Origin of the sequence: Allokutzneria oryzae (assembly GCF_042429765.1) — a bacterium.
In the GTDB taxonomy this organism is placed as follows: domain Bacteria; phylum Actinomycetota; class Actinomycetes; order Mycobacteriales; family Pseudonocardiaceae; genus Allokutzneria; species Allokutzneria oryzae.
Window position 1 is genome coordinate 24,487 of the sequence record NZ_JBHLZU010000014.1, and the last position, 21,827, is coordinate 46,313.

General features: G+C 68.0%; 21 protein-coding genes, 2 tRNA genes and 1 pseudogene. 12 read left to right on the top strand and 12 right to left on the bottom strand.

The annotated features are described in order from the left end of the window. Positions 1 to 388 precede the first annotated feature (388 nt). Positions 389 to 5,572 carry a P-loop NTPase family protein gene (locus ACFFQA_RS16475; protein ID WP_377852838.1) on the top strand — a complete coding sequence of 1,728 codons (5,184 nt, stop codon included), beginning with the start codon at positions 389 to 391 and terminating at the stop codon, positions 5,570 to 5,572. A gap of 197 nt (positions 5,573 to 5,769) precedes the next feature. Further along, positions 5,770 to 5,964, top strand: coding sequence for a hypothetical protein (locus tag ACFFQA_RS16480; protein ID WP_377852839.1), 195 nt, complete (start codon positions 5,770 to 5,772; stop codon positions 5,962 to 5,964). Between the two features lie 187 nt (positions 5,965 to 6,151). Here the strand turns inward: ACFFQA_RS16480 and ACFFQA_RS16485 are convergent, their stop codons facing one another. From ACFFQA_RS16485 to ACFFQA_RS16500, 4 genes are all read right to left on the bottom strand, one after another. Continuing rightward, positions 6,152 to 6,418: an AbrB/MazE/SpoVT family DNA-binding domain-containing protein gene (locus ACFFQA_RS16485; protein WP_377852840.1), complete on the bottom strand. Its 267-nt coding sequence runs from the start codon at positions 6,416 to 6,418 to the stop codon at positions 6,152 to 6,154. Then, complete coding sequence (locus tag ACFFQA_RS16490; RefSeq protein ID WP_377852841.1) at positions 6,415 to 6,546, bottom strand: hypothetical protein; 132 nt, start codon at positions 6,544 to 6,546, stop codon at positions 6,415 to 6,417. Before ACFFQA_RS16490 ends, ACFFQA_RS16485 begins: the two co-directional genes overlap by 4 nt. Before the next feature lie 171 nt (positions 6,547 to 6,717). Further along, positions 6,718 to 6,800: transfer RNA gene (locus ACFFQA_RS16495), tRNA-Leu, on the bottom strand. A gap of 141 nt (positions 6,801 to 6,941) precedes the next feature. Beyond that, entirely contained in the window at positions 6,942 to 8,294 is a 1,353-nt protein-coding gene (locus ACFFQA_RS16500; protein WP_377852842.1) for a M20/M25/M40 family metallo-hydrolase, read from the bottom strand. A 107-nt stretch (positions 8,295 to 8,401) separates the two neighbouring features. Between ACFFQA_RS16500 and ACFFQA_RS16505 the strand changes: the two genes are divergently transcribed. After that, positions 8,402 to 8,487: transfer RNA gene (locus tag ACFFQA_RS16505), tRNA-Leu, on the top strand. Here ACFFQA_RS16505 and ACFFQA_RS16510 read toward each other — a convergent pair. Further along, complete coding sequence (locus tag ACFFQA_RS16510) at positions 8,466 to 8,642, bottom strand: hypothetical protein (protein ID WP_377852843.1); 177 nt, start codon at positions 8,640 to 8,642, stop codon at positions 8,466 to 8,468. The two genes, ACFFQA_RS16505 and ACFFQA_RS16510, sit on opposite strands and share 22 nt — an antisense overlap. 147 nt (positions 8,643 to 8,789) lie before the next feature. Between ACFFQA_RS16510 and ACFFQA_RS16515 the strand changes: the two are divergent. Then, a pseudogene (locus ACFFQA_RS16515) lies at positions 8,790 to 8,855 on the top strand (MerR family transcriptional regulator); the annotation flags it as partial. 76 nt (positions 8,856 to 8,931) lie between these two features. Next, the gene (locus ACFFQA_RS16520) at positions 8,932 to 9,075 is read left to right on the top strand and encodes a hypothetical protein (RefSeq protein ID WP_377853059.1); all 144 of its coding nucleotides are present in this window, start codon (positions 8,932 to 8,934) and stop codon (positions 9,073 to 9,075) included. A gap of 431 nt (positions 9,076 to 9,506) precedes the next feature. Here the strand turns inward: ACFFQA_RS16520 and ACFFQA_RS16525 are convergent, their stop codons facing one another. Further along, entirely contained in the window at positions 9,507 to 9,917 is a 411-nt protein-coding gene (locus tag ACFFQA_RS16525; protein ID WP_377852844.1) for a hypothetical protein, read from the bottom strand. Between the two features lie 3 nt (positions 9,918 to 9,920). Next, the gene (locus ACFFQA_RS16530; protein ID WP_377852845.1) at positions 9,921 to 10,151 is read right to left on the bottom strand and encodes a hypothetical protein; all 231 of its coding nucleotides are present in this window, start codon (positions 10,149 to 10,151) and stop codon (positions 9,921 to 9,923) included. 148 nt (positions 10,152 to 10,299) lie between these two features. Here ACFFQA_RS16530 and ACFFQA_RS16535 point away from each other — a divergent pair, with 148 nt between their 5' ends. Continuing rightward, the gene (locus tag ACFFQA_RS16535) at positions 10,300 to 10,734 is read left to right on the top strand and encodes an HD domain-containing protein (protein WP_377852846.1); all 435 of its coding nucleotides are present in this window, start codon (positions 10,300 to 10,302) and stop codon (positions 10,732 to 10,734) included. A gap of 634 nt (positions 10,735 to 11,368) precedes the next feature. Here the strand turns inward: ACFFQA_RS16535 and ACFFQA_RS16540 are convergent. The 3 genes from ACFFQA_RS16540 to ACFFQA_RS16550 are packed head-to-tail and all read right to left on the bottom strand — an operon-like array spanning position 11,369 to position 15,426. Further along, the gene (locus tag ACFFQA_RS16540; RefSeq protein ID WP_377853050.1) at positions 11,369 to 12,250 is read right to left on the bottom strand and encodes a prenyltransferase/squalene oxidase repeat-containing protein; all 882 of its coding nucleotides are present in this window, start codon (positions 12,248 to 12,250) and stop codon (positions 11,369 to 11,371) included. Between the two features lie 47 nt (positions 12,251 to 12,297). Next, the gene (locus ACFFQA_RS16545) at positions 12,298 to 15,249 is read right to left on the bottom strand and encodes a type 2 lanthipeptide synthetase LanM family protein (RefSeq protein ID WP_377852847.1); all 2,952 of its coding nucleotides are present in this window, start codon (positions 15,247 to 15,249) and stop codon (positions 12,298 to 12,300) included. Positions 15,250 to 15,252: 3 nt separating this feature from the next. Continuing rightward, on the bottom strand, positions 15,253 to 15,426 hold the full coding sequence (locus ACFFQA_RS16550; RefSeq protein WP_377852848.1) for a hypothetical protein: 174 nt from the start codon (positions 15,424 to 15,426) through the stop codon (positions 15,253 to 15,255). Between the two features lie 157 nt (positions 15,427 to 15,583). Here ACFFQA_RS16550 and ACFFQA_RS16555 point away from each other — a divergent pair, with 157 nt between their 5' ends. The 4 genes from ACFFQA_RS16555 (at position 15,584) to ACFFQA_RS16570 (ending at position 18,078) form a co-directional block, all read left to right on the top strand. Next, entirely contained in the window at positions 15,584 to 16,144 is a 561-nt protein-coding gene (locus ACFFQA_RS16555; protein ID WP_377852849.1) for a serine hydrolase domain-containing protein, read from the top strand. After that, positions 16,078 to 16,539 carry a serine hydrolase domain-containing protein gene (locus ACFFQA_RS16560; protein ID WP_377852850.1) on the top strand — a complete coding sequence of 154 codons (462 nt, stop codon included), beginning with the start codon at positions 16,078 to 16,080 and terminating at the stop codon, positions 16,537 to 16,539. The genes ACFFQA_RS16555 and ACFFQA_RS16560 overlap by 67 nt, the downstream gene beginning before the upstream one ends. A 48-nt stretch (positions 16,540 to 16,587) precedes the next feature. Then, positions 16,588 to 16,764, top strand: a complete 177-nt coding sequence (locus ACFFQA_RS16565; protein WP_377852851.1) for a hypothetical protein — start codon at positions 16,588 to 16,590, stop codon at positions 16,762 to 16,764. A gap of 408 nt (positions 16,765 to 17,172) precedes the next feature. After that, positions 17,173 to 18,078 (top strand): sterol desaturase family protein, encoded by a 906-nt coding sequence (locus ACFFQA_RS16570; protein ID WP_377852852.1) that lies wholly within the window; start codon positions 17,173 to 17,175, stop codon positions 18,076 to 18,078. Here the strand turns inward: ACFFQA_RS16570 and ACFFQA_RS16575 are convergent. After that, positions 18,034 to 19,044, bottom strand: coding sequence for a 3-oxoacyl-ACP synthase III family protein (locus ACFFQA_RS16575; RefSeq protein ID WP_377852853.1), 1,011 nt, complete (start codon positions 19,042 to 19,044; stop codon positions 18,034 to 18,036). The two genes, ACFFQA_RS16570 and ACFFQA_RS16575, sit on opposite strands and share 45 nt — an antisense overlap. Then, complete coding sequence (locus tag ACFFQA_RS16580) at positions 19,041 to 19,334, bottom strand: acyl carrier protein (RefSeq protein ID WP_377852854.1); 294 nt, start codon at positions 19,332 to 19,334, stop codon at positions 19,041 to 19,043. Before ACFFQA_RS16580 ends, ACFFQA_RS16575 begins: the two co-directional genes overlap by 4 nt. Before the next feature lie 126 nt (positions 19,335 to 19,460). Between ACFFQA_RS16580 and ACFFQA_RS16585 the strand changes: the two genes are divergently transcribed. After that, positions 19,461 to 21,545, top strand: a complete 2,085-nt coding sequence (locus tag ACFFQA_RS16585; RefSeq protein WP_377852855.1) for an MMPL family transporter — start codon at positions 19,461 to 19,463, stop codon at positions 21,543 to 21,545. Beyond that, entirely contained in the window at positions 21,542 to 21,799 is a 258-nt protein-coding gene (locus ACFFQA_RS16590; protein ID WP_377852856.1) for a phosphopantetheine-binding protein, read from the top strand. The genes ACFFQA_RS16585 and ACFFQA_RS16590 overlap by 4 nt, the downstream gene beginning before the upstream one ends. Positions 21,800 to 21,827 lie beyond the last annotated feature (28 nt).

Genomic DNA, 21,827 nt, shown 5'->3' on the forward strand with positions numbered 1-21,827 from the left:
CCAGCTCGGCGGTGACCTGCCCGCCCCAGAGCGGAGCCCAGAGGAGATCTGGGGACCGGCGCTGCTGCGCTTGACCCTGTGGGTCGCCGGCAAAGCAACGATCCAGGATGCTCGATTGTGGCAATGGGCGGCGGGCCGGCCGTGGTTCAGCGCGAGCGGGGGAGCCGATCCCTGTGCTGCTGTCCACCGTGCTGCGGAGCGGGTTGTTCACGAGTCCGCTGCTTACCGCTTCCAGCCGAAACCCAGTGCACGGAGTAAGGGCAGCAAGGGAGAGTCCACTGCGGATGATCAGCCGCCGCGAGAGGTGACCGAAACCGTGCACACCGAGGACAACGTTGGTCCTTTGCCTGACACGAGTGTGGAATCTGAAAGGGATGAGTCCACGAAGGTGGACCTGCGGACAGCGTGCGAAGCACTCGACGGGACGTTCGCTGAGGCGCTGACAGCGGCCCGCCGTGTGGTGGAGTCGCTGGCGGCGTCGTGCCCTCCCGCTCGGGACGACCTGACCGTGTTGGTGTCGGCGAGGTCCTCGTTCGACCTCGTCATCAATGCGCTGGGTGAGGCCGGTGCGGAGATCGAGGAGGAGAGTTCGGCTGCCGTTCGTGAGGCCGTCGACCAGATCGCCGCCGCTTCACAGGACGGTGACGTCAGAACGTCGCTGACATTGTTGTGTTCCTTGACCGTTGCCGACAACGACGTGTTGCTGGCGCAGTTGGCCTCGGTACGCGCCGAGGCCATGGCTCTCCTGGCGTTGAGGGAGTGGGGCGAAGCGGACAGGACTTCGGCGACAGTGCTGGGCACACTCGTGTCGCTGGCGGAACCCACGGTCGACGTGCAGGCGAGGATGGAAGCGATCCAGCTGTTCACGACCGCCAAGCCGGAGTTCGCCGCGCTCGCCGTCCAAGCATCGCTGCTGGTCCTGAACACCGATGGAACCGATGCGGGTTCGCAGGCCGACGCCGATCGTTCAGCTCCTGATCAGTCCATTGTGGATGAGCTGCCCGGTCCTCAGCGGTCAGAGGAGTCCGTCGCGGCGGCGGGGCGCGAGGAGACGAACACCGTACCCGCGGAGACGATTGCCGCAAGCGCTCCAGTTCCCGTTGAGCGCCAGGAACTCGAACGCCCAGTGCTGAGCGAGACGGTCCTGGAACACAGCCGCCTCGTAGCGACTGTCGCTGATCTGGTGGCGGCGCAGCGGTTCGGGATGGCGGCGCTCCTGGCCACCGCCGACAAGTGGCCCGTCGCCAAGCAGTCAGTCTTGCGTGTGGCCGCGCTGGCGGATGTGGTGCACAGCGAGAAGAGCGCTTGCGCCATTGTTCTCCGACGTGAGCTGAGCACGGTCAACATGGACGACGTTGTTGGCGATTTGGCGAGCGTGTTGCTCGCCATTCCTGCCCTCGTGCGCGCCGCCTTGGTCACTGGTGACCCGAACACCGGAGCGCTGCTCGGGGAGCTCTCGAACCGGGTCGAGCCCAATCTCGCCGACCTGGCCGAGCAGGTCGGCAGGCGCGCGCTTCAGGGCGCGCTCGTCGGGTCACCGGTGTTGACGGTGCTCGCGGACGTCAACGAGTCCGAACGCGTCCTTCGGGACGTGACCGACAAGGCGGCGCAGGTGCTCCGGCGCCATCGGTCGTTGCGCTTCAAGCGAGCGACGGACATCGCGAAAGCTTGGCTGGCCGCTGACGGAATGCTCGGCCGCCCGCTGACCCTGGTCGTCGCCAACAACCAGAGCGCGGTCAACGAGGTCAGCGCCGCGCTGGCGACCTTGAGCGACAGTTCCGCTGTGACCGGTGAACTCGACCTGCTCGACCGCAAGCTGCGCGGGTCCGGCGGTAAGCCCGTCGAAGGTGCGGGCAGGCAGGCGCTGCTCAACCTCGTGCAGGAGGCGCTGCGGCCCTTGGCCGAATGGACCGAGACGGTCCTCTCCCTGACCAGAGCGAATCGCCGGGACACGTGGAGCACCGGCGAGATCACCGCCATGCGGGAAGCGCTGTTGACCAGCAGGCCCGCGGTTGTCGAGGCGCTGATGAAGCAGGCTCAGCACAGCGACCGGATGGTCGCCGCTGCCGCCCGTGCCGCGATTGGTTCTCTCACAATGACGTTCTCGGTGCTGGAGGGGAAGCGGGCTCTTCTGGCGCGTGAGCCTGCTCCGGAACTCGTGCTGACTGGCGAGCTGCTGAAGGTTCCCGGCGCGAGTATCGACCTGTCCCTGAGCAAGGTCACCGCGCCGGAGAACACCACCTCGGCTGAACTCGTCGTCGCGGCGGAGCGGGACTGGAACGAGGCCATTGGCGCGCAGATCGAAGCGGAGAACTACGCCGCGGCGCGATTCGTGCTCGACGCCGTGCAAGGAGGCGGGATCTCGAACGCGGACAGAGGCGACGCGCCGCTGGCGGTGTCCGAGGCAGAGCTCGACGCGGCGGAGCGCGCCAGTCGTGAGGAACTGACCGCGCGGTACGCACAACTGACCACCGAGCTTCGTCAGGCGCTGTTGAACGCTGAGATCACCCACGAGCAGGACAACGAACTCGCCGGCCTGCTCAACGATGCCGCGCCCACCGGTCAAGATCTGGGGGCCGCGCGCATAAAGCTGGAGCGCGTCGCCGAAGAACAGGTGCGCTACCGCACCGAAGCCGTTCTGCGCCTTCAGCAACGCCTCGCGGATCTGCCCAATGTCGACGAGGCGACTATCGAACGAGTCACTGGATTGATCAACACCGGCCAGCTCTCCACTGCGGAGGAGCTCACCTATTTCCTCGAAATCGGTGTCCCGGTGCCGAAAGTACGAAAGCGCAAGGACTTCGGACAGTACTTCCCGACCGTGCCGGACGCGTTGCCGCGAGGGCTCACTCCCGAACTCATCGCCGTGATCCGCAGCAGCCGCCAAGTGCGGGGGTGCGAGGTCCTCAACTTTTCGAAACTCAGCTCGGATGTCGCCGCGACCACGGCGGAGGCGTTGTCCGGCTGGCTCCAGATGAGCACGACGCCGCCGGAAGGGCGATGGAACCGCATCAACGAGCGGCAGCTGTTGCTACCGGCTCTCAGGGTCATCGGGATCGAGTGCCGCAGGATTGAGCGGGTCACTGAGGTGCCGCACGGGCCGAACCGACGGTTCGTGGACGTGTGCGACATCAAGGTCCACGGCAGCGCTCTGGTGCCGGCGTTCAGCGAGAAGAAGCTCAACAAGCGACTCCGGGTGTTGCTCGCCTGGGGGCAGCACGGCGCGGAACAGCTCATGGGTTTCGCTGACCAGGACCACTCCGAGGAATGTCTGTTGATCGCGTACTTCGGGACGATGAGCATGCAGACGCGGCAAGAGCTCGCCAGGCGGGCGGTGCGCAGCGCGGCTCCCGTTCTGGTGCTCGATGACTCCGCGCTCGCCTACCTCGCGGCACAGGGCAATGGGCAGATGGACGCGACGATGAGCGTGCTGTTGCCCTTCTCCAACGTGAACCCGTACCTCAGGCAGAAGCGCGGACTGGTCGCGGAGGAGATGTTCTACGGCCGTGACGCGGAACGGAAGAGCCTGCTCGACCCGGACGGCACACAGTTGATCTTCGGCGGGCGCGGGCTCGGCAAGAGCGCGCTGCTTCGCAACGCCGCAGCGCGTTTCGAGGACCAGAAACGACGCGAGCACGTCGCGATCTACCTGAGCCTGGACACGGTCGGCATCGCGCCCGATTCGGCGATCGGGTCAGACGCCATCTGGGGCGCGTTGGCGCGGGACCTGATCGAGCGCGAGGTCATCACGCGTCCACGAGGCCGGAAGTCGGTGGCACCGTACGAGCAGGTTCGTTCGGGTCTGTTGGAGTGGACGAAGACCAACCCGCAGCGCCGTCTGCTGATCCTGCTGGATGAGTGCGACCGGTTCTTCGAGGCCGATGCTCCCCGGTTCTCCGAGACGACCCGGCTCAAACACCTCGGCGAGTCCGCCAACAGCAAAGTGAAGGTCGTTTTCGCCGGACTGCACTCCGTCCAGCGGTATACGAAGAGTTCGCCGAACGGTCCTTTCAGTCACCTGGCGCAGCGCCCGACGGTGATCGGCCCGCTGCACCCCCAGTTCGCTTCGGATCTGCTGACGAGTCCGTTGCAGGCACTCGGATTCGAGTTCGCGGAACCCGACTTCGTCAACCGCGTCCTTGGCTACTGCTCGTACCAGCCGTTCCTGCTGCAAATGTTCGGCAACAGGCTGATCGAGGCGATGCACGTGAAACGCGCGACGGTCGAACCCCTTGGCGAGGGCCCACCGTTCAAGATCACCCGCGCGGACGTGGAGAGCGTTGAGGCCAACGCTGACCTGAAGGCCGACATCAACGCGGCCTTCCGCGACACGTTGCATCTCGACCCGCGGTACAACGTCATCGCGAACGTGTTGGCGCACAACGCACACGAGAGCGGTCTCGACGCGAGGCTGACGGACGTGCAGGTGCGCGAGGAATGTCTCGGCTGGTGGCCGGCCGGGTTCACCACACTGGACATCGAGGGTTTCCGGGCGTACTTGCAGGAGATGGTCGGCCTGGGTGTGCTGGCCCCGAACAACGACGGCAGGGGCTGGCACCTGCGCAGTCCGAACGTGCTGTCGATGATCGGTTCCCGCAAGGACGTGGAGACGCAGCTCGTCGGCGCCGACACCTCCCTGCTCCCGGAGGAGTTCACCGCGTTGGAACAGCGGATGGAGCTTGCGGACGGTCGCTGGTCCCCGTTGACCGCCAGGCAGGTCAACGACCTGGTTGGCGTGCACACGAATCAGGTCCGCGTTGTCCTGGGAACCCCGGCGACCAGGATCGAGATGGCCGCGACCGGGATCAGGAAGGCGACCGGCGAGGGAGGTCTGTTCACGGTGCCGTCCATCTCGATGCGTCGCCACTTCGAGGAAGAGCTGATCGCGGGAAAGCCCGGGGAACGCCGGGTGATCATCGACGACCTCGTGGTGCCCGCGCCGAACGACGAGGCGTGCTTGGAAGCCCTCGCCGCCGCCGTCGAGCGGGTGCCCACGGTGCCCGGCGTGACGCGCTCCGCCGTCATCATCGCCGGACCGGACCAGTTCAGCGTGTGGCGTGCGGTTCTCGGCGGTGCTACTGCCAAGGGTACGACCTCCGCGGGCGTGGTGCTGCTGCGTAGGTACGACAGGGCATCGCTGCGGGTGTGGACGTTGTCGAGCGGTCACTTCTCGCACGAGGAGCGCTTCGAGAAACTGCTCGAGGTCACCGGAGGGTGGCCGATGCTGGTCGAGGAAGCGGCGATGCTGGTGTCGACCGGCAGGGACGAACAGGAAGCCCTTCGGCGGGTGGCAGAGCGGTTGGCGCAGCCAGAAGGGGCAGCGGCCCTGGTTGACGCGGTCGGGCTGACTGCGGAGGAATCCCTCCTCCGGGCATTCGAAGCGGTGGTCGTGCTGGCTGACCTCGGCCCGATCTCGCGCTCCGATCTGCTGGAAACTGTCGAAGAAGTGCTGGAGGAACCAGAAACCACCCTCGATTGCCTGATCGCGTTGCAGTTGTTCGACATCGACGCTGAGGGCAGGTACGAACTGGAGTCCCGAGTGCTCGCGGCCTGGCCACATCGAACGCGCTGACAGGCACGACGCATCGTCCACTGTGGACACCACCGGCCGACGTACTGCACTTTTTATCGAACAGGTGCTCGATAAAAAGTGCAGTACGTCGGCCACAAGGCAAGTTGTCCCCTGAACGGGCGAGCCTGGAAGGCGTGAAAGGATCGCACCGCGCGAACCGCCCCCTACCATTCCCGCACGGCATCGAGCCGGACGCGATGAGCTCTCCGCTGGCGAACACGATCCAGGTGGATCCGTGCACCGCACGCGACCTGCGCGAGGCCCGTTCGGTGAACGCGCGGATCTTCGACACCACGGCGACGATCGTCCACCGCCGCAACGATCTTGAGCATGAACGGCGGCGCAGCGCCGGCCTCGTCGATCTCAAGGCGATGGAACTGCTCGACGTGTAGTACGGACCGTAGGATCGGCGGGTGCCGTCGGAGACCGCGTCAGAGACAACTGGGATGTAGGCCGAGAACGTCGTCGGCACCAGCTTCCGCACGACCGGTACGGGGAAAAGCTGCTCGATGGAGACGCCCATCCGCTCCAGTACGAGCCGGGCCGCTTCCACTTCCGGCGAAGTTCCGGACGGCGTCGTCATGGGCGATCGCCGCCCAGCAGCTCGACGTGACGCGCCACGAGCAGCTCGTCCAGCGCGACATGCGGGTGCACCACCAGTAAGTTCTGGTCGGGGTCGGCCACGAGCAGGACACGATCGCCCGGGACCAGGCCGCAGCAGTGCCGCACCGACGCGGGCAACCGCAGATGCCCCTGCTTGGTCACCGCGAACACCCCACTCGGAACCGCGTGGACAACCAGCAACCCGAAGGCCTCGCGAATGTTCAGCCGCGTTTCCCGGCTCACCGCAGCACGATCATCACGGCATGGTCGGCGACACGGCCCCGGCTGCCCACCGCCGCCAACCAATAGACGACGCTGCTCAAGCGCGAAGCCGGGATCACCGACAGCGGCAACGGAGAACGAGCCGTCAACCGTGTAGACGAGCGGGGTGCGGTAGGTGGAAGCACAACAGGTGCGATCACCGGGCCGATCACGAGGACCACCACCACGCACGACAAACCAACCCGGAAAGGACTGGTTTTGTGTGTTCATGGGGCTTCGAGCACTGGCCCGTAAGATGTAGCACGTATGCCACGAAATTGTGTCCGAGGGGGGACTTGAACCCCCACCCCATTTCTGGGACTAGCACCTCAAGCTAGCGCGTCTGCCATTCCGCCACCCGGACCTACGCGGTGGGTGTTGCTGCCGCGTGTGGGCATACCGTAGCTGATGGCGTAATCGGGGTCTGCACCGGCCCCTCGAACTGTGTCCGAAGAGGACAGACGCTGTCGGCGCGACGCTGGGGCGCCGCGCCGACAGCGGTGGGTCAGCAGTGGCGGAGGAAGCGGTCCAGCACTCGGGTGCCGAACTTCAGGGCGTCCACGGGAACTCGTTCGTCGACGCCGTGGAACAGGGCGGAGAAGTCGAGGTCCGCGGGCAGTTTCAGTGGGGCGAATCCGAAGCAGCGGATGCCGAGGCGGTCGAAGGCCTTGGCGTCGGTGCCGCCGGAGAGCATGTACGGCACGACCTTGGCGCCCGGGTCTTCGGCCATGATCGAGGCGGACATCGTGTCGACGAGGGGGCCGTCGAAGCTCGTTTCCAGGGCGGGGAGGTTCGCGATCCATTCGCGCTCCACGTCCGGGCCGAGGATCTCGTCCAGCTCACGCTCGAACGCCGGCTGGCGACCGGGGAGGATGCGGCAGTCGACGACCGCTTCCGCACTGGAGGGGATGACGTTGGCCTTGTAGCCCGCGTTGAGCATCGTCGGGTTGGCCGTGTCGCGCAGGGTCGCGCCGATGATGCGGGCGAGGCCGCCGAGCTTGGCGACCGCTCCGTCGATGTCGTCCTCAGGAAACTCCAGACCGGTGAGCTCGGTGATCGCGGCGAGGAACTCGCGAACGGAGTCGGTCATCACCAACGGGAACGTGTGGCGGCCGAGGCGTGCCACGGCCTCGGAAAGCCGGACGACGGAGTTGTCGTCGGTGAGCATCGAACCGTGGCCCGCGCGACCGCGTACCCGCAGGCGCATCCAGGCGATGCCCTTCTCCGCAGTCTCGATCAGGTAGGCGCGGACGCCGTCCTTGACGGTGATGGAGAAGCCGCCGACTTCGCCGATGGCCTCCGAGCACCCCTCGAACAGCTCGGGGCGGTTGTCGACGAGCCACTGAGAGCCCTGGAGGCCGCCGGCCTCCTCGTCGGCGAGGAAGGAGAAGACGATGTCGCGAGGTGGCACGATGCCGTCGCGCTTGAGCCGCCGGGCCGTCGCGAGGGTCATCGCGACCATGTCCTTCATGTCGACCGCGCCGCGGCCCCACACGTAGCCGTCCTGCACAGCACCGGAGAACGGGTGCACCGACCACTCGCTGGCGTCAGCGGGGACCACGTCGAGGTGGCCGTGCACCAGCAGCGCCGGGCGGCTTGGGTCTGCGCCCTCCAGCCTGGCGAAGACGTTGCCCCGCCCTTTCGCGCCCGACTCCACGTAGGTGGTCTCGTACCCGACGTCGGCGAGCTGCGCCGCCACGTACTCCGCGGCCGCGCGCTCGCCCACCACGGTGTCCGGGTCACCGGTGTTGGTGGAGTCGATCCTGATGAGCTCGCTGGCCAGGGAGACGACTTCCTCCTCGGCCAGTCCGAGCGTGTCCGTCGCCGGGCTGCCCCCGGTCCTGAAGTCGCTGCTCACCTGGCCTTTCTACCACCTCTCCAGCGCGGCCGACCCCCGATTTGGAGCCCGGCATGTTGATCAGCTAACCTGTGTCCACACGCGGCGGAGACAACGCCGGGTGGTTTGTCCGGGTGGCGGAATGGCAGACGCGCTAGCTTGAGGTGCTAGTCCCAGAAATGGGGTGGGGGTTCAAGTCCCCCCTCGGACACCAGCACTAACCCTCCTCAGTGGGCGGATGGTCACATCGACCGTCCGCCTTTCTGCGTTGTAGGCCCCTTCCAGCCGCCATTCCGCGAACAGCTCTTCCAGTCCTGCCGGGTTGGCGCGCTTCAGCTCCGCGCCGACGTCTCCCAGGGAATCGATCATGGCGTAGACCTCGGCGGCGGTCAGTAGCTCTGGTGCGCGGCAGGCGTCCAGTTCGGCCCGAGCGGCCGCGCGCTGCGCTTGGGCATCGTTGATGTGCGGTGCGTATCGGGGAGTTGGCGGCCTAGGCCGGGGTCAGCGTCCCGGTCGGTGCGGTACTACAAGGAGCAGGGCCTGCTGGCCAGCAGGCGCAGCGCGAGCGCGCAACGGCACTACGCCGACGACGACATCGAGCGGGTCGCCTTCAGCCAGCGGCTCTATGGCGCGGGCCTGTCCAGCCGCACTGGCGCGGATGGCGCAAGAGCGGGACCGGCTCACCGAGCACATCGACGACCTGGTCCACACCCGGGAGGTGCTCGACACGCTCATCGCTTCGAACCGGGCACTGCGCGCGAGCCAGCTGTTCGGTTCTGCGCGAGAGGTCAGCCGGGGGTGATGCCGTAGTGCTCGTGGAGATCGCCGATCGACAGTGTCCCGTTGAACCCGGCCAGCCCTCGTGGACCGAGACCGATCCGTCGTCATTGGTGAACCGCACGTAAACCACCAAAGCGTCGCGCAGATCGGCGAACGCCTGCAGCACGCGCTCCATCACCGCGGACACCTCCGTTTCGGTGGCGCCCTCGATCGTGACCTAGCCCCTCTGGCCCGGGTTGCCGAAGGACTGCTCGCAGGTGAACTCGGTCCCGATCACAGCCGGCACGGAGGTCGCCTCGGCGGTCAGTGCCCCTCGCACGTGCGGGCGGACGCGCCGCCGCAGGCCGCGAGGGTCACCGTGGCCAGGGCTGCCAGGCCGGACGCGGTCAGGAAAGCCCGGAGGGATCGCATGCTGCTCCCGTGTCTCGAGTGGCCCCGTCCAGCATGGCGGTGTCAGCCGGACGTGGTGCCGTAGCGTTCGCGCACCTCCCTGATGTTCGGCGGGCCGTTGAACCCCACGTCGTTCGCGCTGACGATGATCGACCGGTCCCGGGTCGCGTATTCCTGCGGCGTCGACCAGCCGTCTTCGAGGCCGAGTGCTGTGGCGTAGGCGCGCAGGGCCGCGTCCACCACCGCGATGGCTTCGGTTTCGGTGGCCGCCTCGATCACGACGTGCGCGCGTTGCCATCCGCCGCCGAAGTTGTTGCTGCATTCCCATTGCGCGGAAACCACGCCCGGTACCGACGTCGTCGCTGCGGTGAGCGCCTCCTCGCATCGGGCGGCGCCAGACGAACACGCCGGGACGGGCAGGATGAGTGCCAGCGCCCCGAGGGCGGGCCACAGCCGCCGTCGTTCACGTCGCATCGGTCAGCGGCCCTGGCGCCGTTCCTGTTCCCTGCGGGCCCTGGCTCCCCGGCGCCGCAACTCGGCCCGCTTCAGCCACTCGTAGATCGCGTCGTACGCCGCGATGCCGAGCCCGAGCAGGCCCAGGATTCCTGCGATCACCGCGACGGGGATGAGGTCCAGCGCCGCGCACACCACGGCCACGACGACGAGCACCGCGCCGATACCCAGGTTCCACTTCCCGATCCCGCTCATGCCACCACCAGTTCCCCGGGCAGCGCACGCGGCCCGCTCGTCTCAATTTCGACCATGGACGGTGGGCGCGAGTGTTCGGTCCCGTCTCGCACGCTGCATTTGGCGGGGGCTGGTCGGCTCGTGGCGCCTTCTCACCGGTGACCGGTCGATGGCCATACAGGTGATTCACCATCATGGGGGGAGGAAGTCCGTTGAAAACGTTCTCCCGCAGGTTCGGGACCGTGGCGGTAGCCGCCGTCACTCTCCTCATGTCCCTGGGTCTCCTCACGGCCACCCCGGCGTTGGCCGACACCTACAGCAAGTGCACCACCCTGAAGTCGGTCACCTGGAACGGTGCCACGTACCAGTTGCCGGCACCTCGATCCGGAGCGCCGTCGACGAGTACGAAGCAGCCGAGACCACGGAAGCCCGCCGCATACGCGAAGCGGACAAGCTGGAAATGCTCCTCCAAGCCGTCGAGTACCGAGAGATCGGCGTTCAGCGAGTTCAAGGTTGGATCGACAGCGCTCTCAAGGGCCTGACCACCGCAACCGCCCAGCGCGTCGCCGACACACTGTCACCGCTCGCGTGGCGCGACCGCTGAGGGCCGCGTCAACCAAGCCATACCAGCCTCCTCGGCCATCAGACCTATCCAATGCTCTGCGCGCAGCGAACCGGGACGGGACACGCGAGCCACAGCCCTTGGTTGCCTTCTCTCAACGCCATACAGCCGGGTGGGACGCGTGCGGGCAACCCGATCCTTCTCCCTTGGTCCGGTGTTTCTGCAGGCGTCAAAGATCTCTTTCGCCCCAAATGGGCCGGGACGAGCGGGACACGTCCGAAGGTTGCAGCACATGATGATTCGCGTTCGGTCTAAAGCTGCAGACGTGTGGATAGTGTGCAAGTCGCTCCTCAGACACAAAAACGTCGCATACGTGCTACATCTGATGGGCCGGTGCTCAAAGGCCCTCCAATACCCTGAACCAGCCCTATCTGGGCTGGTTCGCTGTGCGCGGCGGTGGTCGCCGTGACCATTGGTTCCGTGACCCAGCTCGTCGGGTGCAGCCGCGAGCCGGTCACGTCGATCGGCTGGGCGGTGGCCATCAGCGTGCTGTCGGCGGCACGCTGATGACCATCGCGGACGATCAGCACGGCTCGTTGCGCAAGACTGAGTGCGGCGGTGTCGAGGCGGTGCGCTTCTTCGCGGGCGGGGAGCCGACTTCGAAGGTGTGCCCTGGTCATTTCTCGTCAAGGAGCACTTCGACGGCGCGCACGGTCGCGAACCCGCGCCAGTCCAGGACGCCCGCCGGGGAGATCTTGGCGTAGTCGACGACCCAACCACCGTCGTCCTGTTGCAGCCGGGCGAGGCGTTCGCGGTCGGCGGCGATCACCTCCGGGGTGAACAGGGATCGCGACGGCAGCCCGGAGCGCGGCGAGATGTCCAGCGGGTGCAGCGACTCGTGCTCCGTGCCGCCGTCGACGTGCACGCGACCGTCCGCGGGCACGTATGAGGCGAGGGAGCTCAGGAGGTCTGCTGCTTCGGCGGGATACCGCTCGTGGACCGCGTCCAGGAAGCGGATCGCGAAAGCCAGGATGTAGGCGAAGGGCCGCTCGTCGATCCGCCCGATCGCGTCGAAGCAGTAGCGGACGGCGCGGTCGAGCCACGGATGCGCCGCCACGGCAGGGTCGTGCGCCGCGACGCGCAGAGCCTCCGCCGCTGTGACCGAGGTGATCTGGAGCGAGGATCCCGGTTCGGCGTTCTGCCACCACGGCGCGGTAGCAGCGGTAGCGGTCAGCGGCAGCGCGAAGGGCAGTCCGCCGTCAGGCTGGGAGACCGAGGCCAGCCAGTCGCACAGCGCTACCGCCTGCGGCGCCCGCACGGGAGCGACGTCGCCAAGCGCCTCGAAAGCGTGCAAGGCCGCGCCGGGCTGGCTCTCCGGGGACCGAAGATCGGGCTCAAGCCCCCAGCCGTAGCCTCCGTCCGGGTTGCGGTACGCGTCGAGGGCGGCGAGCACGGCGGCGGGATCACCACCTCCCAGCAGCAGCTCGAAGCGGCGACGGTCCAGCACGCGGGCATGTCCGGCCATGAACGCGGTAGCGGCGGCGAGGTCGATGTTCATGTGCTCATCGTGCTTCGCCACCGCGACGGCGGTCTTGAAGAAAGCGGTCATTCCCCTCGCGGTGGTTCGAGAGCGAGGACCGAGGGCACCGTCTCCGGATCGAGCAGCCGCAGCACGCCGTAGCCGATCCCGGCGAGGCCGGTGAACAGCCCGGTGCCGACCAGGTTCGGGTGCAGGCCGCAGCGCCACCCGTGCTCGTCGACTCCGTCCAGCACACCAGCCGCCTGGCGCTGGACGGCGTCGGCGAGCGCGGCGTCCCTTCGCGCGGCGAGCAGCAGGAAGTCGAGATTGCCGAGATCGCCGTGGCAGAGCGAGTGATCGTTGCCGAAGCCGGAGCGCAGCGTGGTCGCGGCGGCGGTGCTCAACTCGTCCCGCCAGGACGGATCGTCGACGATGTCCAGCACGATGTGTCGCGCGATGCCGATGCCGGGAGCGCCGTGGCACCACGCGACCGACTGGGCGGGGCCGTCTTGGCCATACGAGACGACGAAGTCGGTCGCGATGTCGCGACGCACGTCCCTCCAGTCCCCGGCCTCCACGTCGAACAGGTGCGCCTCATAGACCAAGGCAGCGCGCATCGCGTCCTCGTAACGCGCATCGCCGAGCACATCGGCCGCGATGGCCAACGCAGCCGCGATGCCGGAAGCTCCATGCGCGAAGCCCCCGAGGGGTTCCGGGGCCACTCCCCAATCCCTGAGCAGGACGGCGGTCCAGCCCGCTCCAACAGCACACGGACGCTGCGCCGAAACGAGCCGGTCGGCCGCTGCGGCGATCGCGTCCCGGACCGCGCCGTCCGGCCGCACGCGGTGCAGTGCGGCGAGCCCGAAGATCGCACCCGCGGCTCCGCCCATGACCTCGAACTGCTCGTCGGAGACCACGTCCGTGCGCAGGTGCTTCGCGAGCCCCAACGCATGATCAAGCAGTTCTCGTTGTGGTACGAGGGAATGCAGCTGCGCGAGTCCGTAGACCAGTCCCCCGGTGCCTTGCAGTCCGACGCGTCCGCCGGGCTCCGGAGCGTGCCCGATTCGGCGCAGGGCGGCACGCGCGGCCTGGGCGGCCAGACGCGTCGTTTCTCGGGAGTCGCGCAGTTCGCCGTGGCGCGCGAGGAACGTCGCGATTCCGGTGAGTCCGTCGTAGAACCCCGCCCCGAGGAGTCCGACCGTGTAGTTCCCGCTGCGACCAGTCGAGCAGCCCAGCCACACCGCCTCGTCGTCGGCGCTGATCGCCAGGGCCGCGACCTTCTCCGCGAGCGCGTCCGCGGCGGCTGCGAGCCGGGTCCGATCGGCGGGATGAGCCGCAGGGGTTGATTCATGCCGTTGGCGTGCCACGGTCAGCTCGGAGCGGATCGTCTCCGACGTGACCGCCGTGCGGATCAACCAGGTCTGCAACTCCAGGTCGTCCGGTCCGAGGCGGTCAAGGATTTCGCGCGCGATGCTCATGCCGGACCGGACAGTCACTCCGGACAACGGCACATCGTCCGCCGCGCAGACGGGGCCGCCGTCCGCGCCGACTGTGAACAGGGGAACGTCGTTGCGCCGCATGTCCCGCTGCTCGGCATCAACGAACGCCGCGAGTCCTGGCCGCCGAGCGACGTCAGCGCGCAGACGATCGAAATGCCGTTCTCGGTCCGCGACATCACGCAGCAAGCTCGGGTGAAAAGACGTGGACAGCAACAAGCCGTACACCATCGTGTCTCGCACGACGCAACGGACGCGGTCAGGCGAAAAGGCAGCGAGAGGACCGGCGGAGTCGACCAGCTCCGCATGGTGGCGGACGAACACCTGATACGTCGCGGCGAAACCGGACACGATGTCGTCCAGGTGCTCGATCGGCCGCGGCGTCCGTGACGGCTCAACCGGCTCCGAGGGCTGCCGGGCGAACTCGATGCGCATGCGATCGGTACCCGCTCCGACGACCGTGGCCTTGGGCAGCGCCGCCCCCGGCCGTGGTGCCACAGCGGACGAACCGAGGCCGGCCAGCTCCGTGGGGTCGGCGGGCCGGGCACCGACCGGCAGGAGCCCGCTGAAGAGGACGGATCCCTCGCACATCGCCGTTGCGGCCTTTTCCGCCGCGGAACCGGAGTCGGAGCGCAGTGAGGTGATGAGCGGCTGGAAAACCGTCTCGACGTCGATGAGAAACGGGCGCTCACCGGAGACGATCACGTTCTCGGTGTGGCAGTCCCCTGCGCGCACAAGATAGAGGACAGCGAGCAGGCCGCCATACCTCTGGAAGAGCCGAGCGGCGGGTTCTCCGGGCTCGCACTCAGCGGCCTCGACGAACTCCGTCCATCCGTATTCACCACGGTCGACACAACGAAGTGTCGGCAGTTCCGGACCGTCGAGGCGGTCGTTCACCCACTCCAGCAAAGCCTGGAAATGGACATCGGTGGCGAGCGATCGCGGCTTGTACACGCAGCGAAGTCCACTCTCGAACTCCACGACGGAGACGGTTCGCGCCCCGCGGTGCGGATCACCGAGTCCCATGTGGACATCGACGACGGCTCCCGGATCGGTTCCACCGGCGAAGCGCTCCACGAGGTCGGGGAGGTCGCGGGCAAGCCGCTCGGAGAACTCGACTGCCTGGGTCACCCACAGGTCGGTGACGACTGCCAGCTGCCTGTCGAGGACTGGGTACCGGTCCAGTACCGACTGCCTGTCATTCGCCAGCCCGACCAGGAAGGATGCGAATCTGCTTTCGCTGTCGTCACCGGAGAGCAGGCCTTGCTCGCGAGCACTGGCCAGCTCGGCCAGGCAGGCGCGCTGCGCCATGCCGTTGAGCCTGCGCGACAACGCGGGCAGCAGCAGCTCCGCCCACTGGTGCGCGTTCGGCTGACCGTGGCCGCGCGGCGCGGACTCCACCAGACGTTCGCAGGCCCAGCCGACCAGGGGGTCGGCGAGGGCGGCGAACGGTGCGGCGACACGGTCGGCCAGTCGTGCGCCGAGAGCGCGGTGGCGGTCGTCGAAGTCGATCGCGCCACCGCGCTCCCGCACCTCACCCATCGGTCAGAAATCGGCGAGCGAACAGCAGGCCGGAAAGGAGGAAAAGGCCGTGGGGAAGGTGAACACGGTGTCTCCCGTCGCACCACTGTCCAGAGTGGCCAGCACGGACAGCTCAGCTTCCACGTCACCTGCGGCGGAGAACACGTCAGTCGGCGCGTCGACAAGCTGAATGGACATCCAGAATCACCTCACGCATTCACACTTCGGTCAGGACCGGGGCATCATGGAGGCAGCGGCGCACCGAACGCAACCCATTCACGAGGGAATGAAGTCCTTCATGTTTTGTCCGGCGGAATTTCATGAGTTTTCGACGCATACGGTCCGCGGCGGACCGATGAGCGATCTGCAAGTCGTTCTGGGCAGGCACGTGGGCAGCGGCGCCGTTCCGGGCGCGGTGGCACTGGTGGCCAGCAACGACGAGGTCGAGGTGGCCGCCGTGGGCGCCTCGATGGCTGGGGATTCGATCTTCCGCATCGCATCGCTCACCAAGCCGATCACGGCGGCGGTCATGCTGCTGGTGGACGACGGTCGGCTCGCGCTGAACGACCCGGTCGCGCGCTGGCTGCCGGAGCTGGCCTCACCCGTCGTGGTGCGCACTCCGGAAAGCCCGATCGACGATGTGGTCCCGGCCGGCAGGCCGATCACCGTGCTCGATCTGCTGACCTCGCATTCCGGGCACGGCTTCCCGTCCGACTTCTCCCTGCCCGCGGTCCAGCCGCTGTTCGGCGATCTCCGGCAGGGGCCACCGCAACCGCAGCTCGTGCCCGCGCCGGACGACTGGTCTCCCGTGCCACGAACCGCCCGCTGCCGGAGTTCCTGGCGGACCGGTTGTTCGAACCGATCGGCATGGACGACACCGGTTTCGCGGTCCCGGCGGCCAAGCGCGAACGCTTGACGTCGTACTACAGCGTGGGCGAGAACGGACTGGAACTGGTGGACGGCCCGGACGGGCAGTGGCGCCGTGTCCCCACGTTCCCATCGCGTGCGGGCGGCCTCGTTTCGACCGCCGACGACTGGCACCGCTTCGCGCTGATGCTGCTCGCCGAAGGCGCGGTTGACGGGCGTCAGCTGCTCTCGGCGAAGTCTGTCCGGCTGATGACCACCGACCACACGACGGCGGCCCAGCGCGTAGCGAGTGAGCTGTTCCTGGAAGGCCAGGGCTGGGGGTTCGGCGGGTCGGTCGACGTGGCGGCCATCGATCCGTGGAACGTGCTCGGACGCTACGGCTGGGGCGGCGGCACGGGCACCGCGGCAACCGGGCCGCCGACAGGCCGAACCAGGTCCGGCTGACCTACCTGACCGAGCACCCCACCGGCGAGGGCAAGCTCGAACCGGAGCGTGGGTCACTCCATCGCTGACCGGAAGGAGTCCTCGATCACCGTGTCCACCCTCGCCCGCCGGACCGCCGCCGGCTGGCCGGTCACCGGAGGCGTTCTGCACAGCGACCACGGCGGACAGCTCCGGTCGAGCACCCTCCACCACATCCTGTCCGGCACCGGATGGCCGGTTCGATGAGCCGAGTCGGATCAGCCGGTGACAACGCCGCCATCGAGAAGCTTCTACTCGCTCCGTTCTCGCGGACAGATCCGACTCGGCCGGTTGACCCCATCAAGCTCCAGCACATCCCGAGCCCGACCGCCGACCAGACAGCCCAAGTTCTTGCGGCAGCCCCGTCGGGACGATCGTGTCCCAGTGGACCGGCCGAGCAGGATGCGCGCGTGCTCGGTGGCGGTCAATACTGCTCCCTCTCAGCCGCGACACATGAGTCGATGAGTTCGCCCGTGTCGCGACTGGTCTCGACGAGATGCGTCAGCCGCTGTGACACCGTCCATCCATCGGGTCCGGCGTGCCGTTCCGGTGGGAGGACAGTGACTGCGCCAGGCTTGGACGCTGTCCGATGAAGGTGAGATTCGGGAGTGGCGTGTGGACATCGGCTGGCTGGTCGAGCTGTTGAACGAGCTGAACGAGCCGATCCTGTGGGCGCTGCCGGTGTTCGTGGTGTTCACAGTCGTGGAGATCGTCTCGTTGCACGTGCTGCGGCACGACGAGGACGCGGCCGGCTACGGGGTCCGGGATTCGGTCACGAGCCTGACGATGGGGGTCGGCTACTTGGTGGTCAACGTGGTCTGGCGGGTGGTGGCGCTGGCCGTGTACGCCGTGATCTACCAGTACTCGCCACTTCGGCTCGATCCCGGTGACTGGTGGGTGTGGCTGGTCCTCGTGATCGGCGACGACCTCTGCTTCTACGCCTACCACCGCAGCAGTCACCGGATACGCCTGATGTGGGCCTCGCACGTCGCCCACCACTCCAGTGTGCGGCTGAACTTCACCACCGCCCTGCGGCAGAAGTGGGTTCCGATGTTCATGCTGCCGTTCTGGATTCCCTTGGCAGCACTGGGAATCCCGCCTTGGATGATCTTCGTGGCGATGTCGTGGAACCTGACCTATCAGTTCTTCCTGCACACCGAGAGGGTCGGCAGGCTGCCGCGGTGGGTGGAGTTCGTCTTCAACACGCCCTCGCACCACCGAGTCCACCACGGCAGCGACGCGGAGTACCTCGACCGCAACTACGGCGGCATTTTCATCGTCTGGGACCGCCTGTTCGGCAGCTTCGCGGACGAGACCCGCCGTCCCACCTACGGCCTGACAACCAATATCGACACCTACAACCCTTTCCGCGTGGCCTTCCACGAGTTCGCCGCGCTCGGGCGGGACCTGCGCGGCAGCCGCGGCTGGCGGGAGCGGCTCGGGTACACGTTCGGGCCTCCGGGGTGGCGGCCCGGTTCACCAGCGCAGTACCAGAATCCCGAGACTGACCCCGCTGGCTAGGCCGATCAGTACCGCGATGTCACCGCGCCGGAGCCGGCCCGAGTCGGCGGCCAGTGTCAGCTGCAGTGGCAGGGTCGCGGCCGAGAGGTTGCCGTGGTCGCGGATCGTGTTGATCGTGCGCTCCAGCGGGATCCCCGAGCGTTCGCAGAAGTCCTTCAGGTAGGCGTCCGCGGGCTGGTGCACGCAGAACACGGCGACGTCGTCGACGGTCAGCCCGAGCTCGGCCAGAACCTTCGCCGGCAGGTCGTGGTCCAGCGTGGCCACGGCCCGGTAGAGGTCGACCGTGCGGACCTGGAGCGCACCCGCAGTGGGTTCGGCGGATTCGGTCCAGTTCAACGGGAGCAGCACCGAGCGCCAGGCGTCGGAGTTGGCGCAAGCGCGGTGCGCGAGGATTCCGGGCTCGTCCGCGCCCTCCAGCAGCAGTGCGGCTCCGCCGTCGGAGAGGCTGTGCGAGGCACCGGAGGCGATGTACTCGTCGACGGTGTCGAACCGCCACCGCGCGGCGCGGCTGAGCGTCTCACCGCAGACGACCAGCACGGTGCGGTAGGCGCCCGCGCGGATCAGGGCGTCGGCGACCTCGATGGCGTTCAGCAGCGAGTTGCAGGCGTTGTGGACGTCGAAGACCGGGCAGCTCGCGCCGAGCTCCGCCGCCACGACATGGGCCGCGGCCGGTTCGAGCACGTCGGTGCTCGCCGCGGCGAAGATGACCAGGTCCAGGTCCTCGGCCCGGATCTCGTTGCGCGCCAACAGGGTCTGGGCCGCGCGCACACCGAGGTCGATGCCCCAGGAGCCGGCCGGCTGGACATGGCGGTAGCGCACCCCGGTGAACCGGCCCAGCAGGCCGCGCGGGACCTCCAGCTCGGGGTTGAGCGCGGCGATCCGGTCCTCGACGGACTCGGTGTCCATCCCGGTCTCGGGCAGGTGCACGGCGACGTCCACCAGCCGCGGGCAGCGGTCGCCGCTCACGCGAGCTCGGTCCCGTGGTGCAGGCGGACCACGGCGGCGAGGTCGGCGATCGTGCGGACCTGGGTGAGCAGGTGCAGGTCGACGCTGATCCCCAGGTGCCGCTCGATGGCGAGCAGGGCGTTGATCAACGTCATCGAGTCGATTCCCGGGACGTCGACAACGGGAAGGTCGATCGGAATATCGGCGGCGTCGACTCCCAGATGCCGCGACAGGGCTTCCAGAATGGCATCGAGGCACGGATCGCCGGAGGGTTCCCGGCATTCCCGGGTGGTTGCGCCGCTGCTGTTCATCCGCGCCAGAATAGACCTCGATCTCACGGCTGACTGATCATCCGATCGGGGAATTCAGATGGCATTTGCACAACCCTGTACTGCGCGCGTGCCCGCCGCGCCGGACCCGCGACGGCGGTCGGCCGCATGACGCGAGGCGTGTTCGCCGGACCGGCACGGTCCTGGCGGTGGCCGCTGGTGTTCGGCGCAGTCGTGGCCGCGGTGGTCGGGGTGCTCGCGGGCATCGGCTCGACCGACCGGCTCAGCTACGGCGGCTACATCCCCGACGGCGCGGAGTCCGCGCGCACCCTCGACGCGGTCCGCGACCGGCTCGGGCACGGCGGGGCGGACGTGCTCGCGGTCTTCCGGCATCCGCACCTGACCGTGACCGATCCCGCGTTCCGGGCGGGTGTGGACCGCGCGGTGGCCGACCTGCCCCCGGGGCTGGCCACCGGGGTCACCACGTATTGGAGCAGCGGCATCCCGATCCTGGCCTCCCGCGACGCGCACGCCACGATCGTCGCGGTGCTGCTCGCAGGCACCGATGACACCGCTCGTGCCCGGTCCTACCAGCTGCTGCGCGAGCACCTGCGACCCGGCGGGTTCGAGGTGGGCTTCGCCGGCCCCGTCGCGATGCTCGACGAGGCGATCAGCCGCTCCGACGCCGACCTGACCCGGGCCGGCCTGTTCGGTCTGCCGTTCGTGTTCCTGCTGCTGTTGTGGCTGTTCCGCTCCGTGCTGGCCGCCCTGGTGCCGCTGGTGATGGCCACACTCGCCATCGGCATCACCCTCGGCCTGGTCAGCCTGTGGATGGAGCTGACCGAGATCTCCGCGCTCACCTACAACGCTGTCGGCGTGCTCGGCTTCACCCTCGCCGTGGACGTCGCCGTGTTCGTGGTCAGCCGCTTCCGCGAGGAGCTGGACCGGGGAGCCGAGGTCGACGACGCCGTCAGCACCACGGTGGCCACCGCGGGACGGACCGCGTTCCTGTCCGGCCTGACCGTCTCCGGGATCGCCTCGGCGCTGTTCTTCTTCCCGCTCGGGCTGGCCTCCTCGATCGGGGTCGGCGGGTGCACGGCGCTCGCCGTGAGCTGCCTGCTCAGCGTGACCGTGCTGCCGGCGATGCTCGGGCTGCTGGGCCGCCGGCTCACCCCCGCGCGCAGGCTGCGGGCGTCGGACACCGGCCAGTGGGCACGGGTGGCCACGGCGGTGATGGCCCAGCCCGTGCACTACCTGGTGCTGACCGCGCTCGTGCTGGCCATCCTCACGACCCCGGCCCTGCGGACCACGATCGGGTTCCCCAACGAACGCGAGCTCCCACCGGACGCCTCCTCCCGGGTCGCCGCCGAGCGGATTCGCGCCGACTTCGCCTACTCACCCCTCGACGCGGCGCAGGTGGTGGTCACCTTCGCCGCGCCGGTGGACTCCTCCCGTGGCGAGGCCGACCTGGTGACCTGGCTGCGCGAGGTTGACACGGCCACGGGTGGGAGGGCGGGCGTCATCGCCGCCCGCGCGGACCGGACCGTGGCGCTGTACTTCACCCACCCCGGCACGGCATCGGACCCGGCCGCGCGGGAGTTCGTCCACCTTCTCCGCTCGCTGCCGCCCCCTGGCGGCGAGGTCCTGGTCGGCGGAGCCGCCGCGATGGCGGTCGACGCCCTGGACACCGTGCACCGCAGGCTGCCGTGGGCGTTGCTGTACGCGGTGCTGTTCGCGCTGGTCTGGCTCACCGTCGCCCTCCGGTCGTTCGTCCTGCCGATCAAGGCCGTGGTGCTCACCGCCCTGTCCCTCGGGGTGTCGTTCGGGGCGCTCACCTGGGTCTTCCAGGAGGGCCACCTGCTCTGGCTGGTCGACGCCACCCACATCGGCCACGTGGACGTCGTGGTGCCCGTGGTCCTGTTGCTGCTGCTGATCGGACTGTCCACGGACTTCGAGTTCTTCCTGCTGGCCCGCATCCGGGAGCGCTACGAGGAGACCGGCGACAACGAGCTGGCGGTCGCCTCCGGGCTCCAGCGCTGTGGCCCGCTGATCACCACCATCGTGCTGATCATGCTGGTGAACGCCGCGGTGTTCGCGGCCAGTGAGATCTCGCTGATCAAGCAGGTCTCGGTCGGCATGTTCATCGCGCTGGCCCTGGACGCGACCGTGGTGCGCGCGGTGCTGGTCCCGGCCGTGATGCGGCTGCTCGGGCGGGCGAACTGGTGGTTCCCCACCTTCGGCGGGCGCTCGTGACGCGGGAGGAGGTCCGCGGACTGGTCTGCGAGGTGGTGGCGCAGCTGGTCGACCTGCCCGACACCGTGCGGGAGGACGAGGACCTGAGCCGGTACGGACTGAGCTCGTTCGACGTCGTCCGGCTGGTGCTTCGGTTGGAGGAAAGGCTCGGTATCGCATTTCCTGACGAGAACCTGAGTTTGCGAAGTTTTCTCACGCTCAACGGAATTGTTGCACAGGCATTTGCCGTAATTCGTCCGAGTGGTCCGCGTTGACTCTACCCGCATGGGAAGGCCATAACGA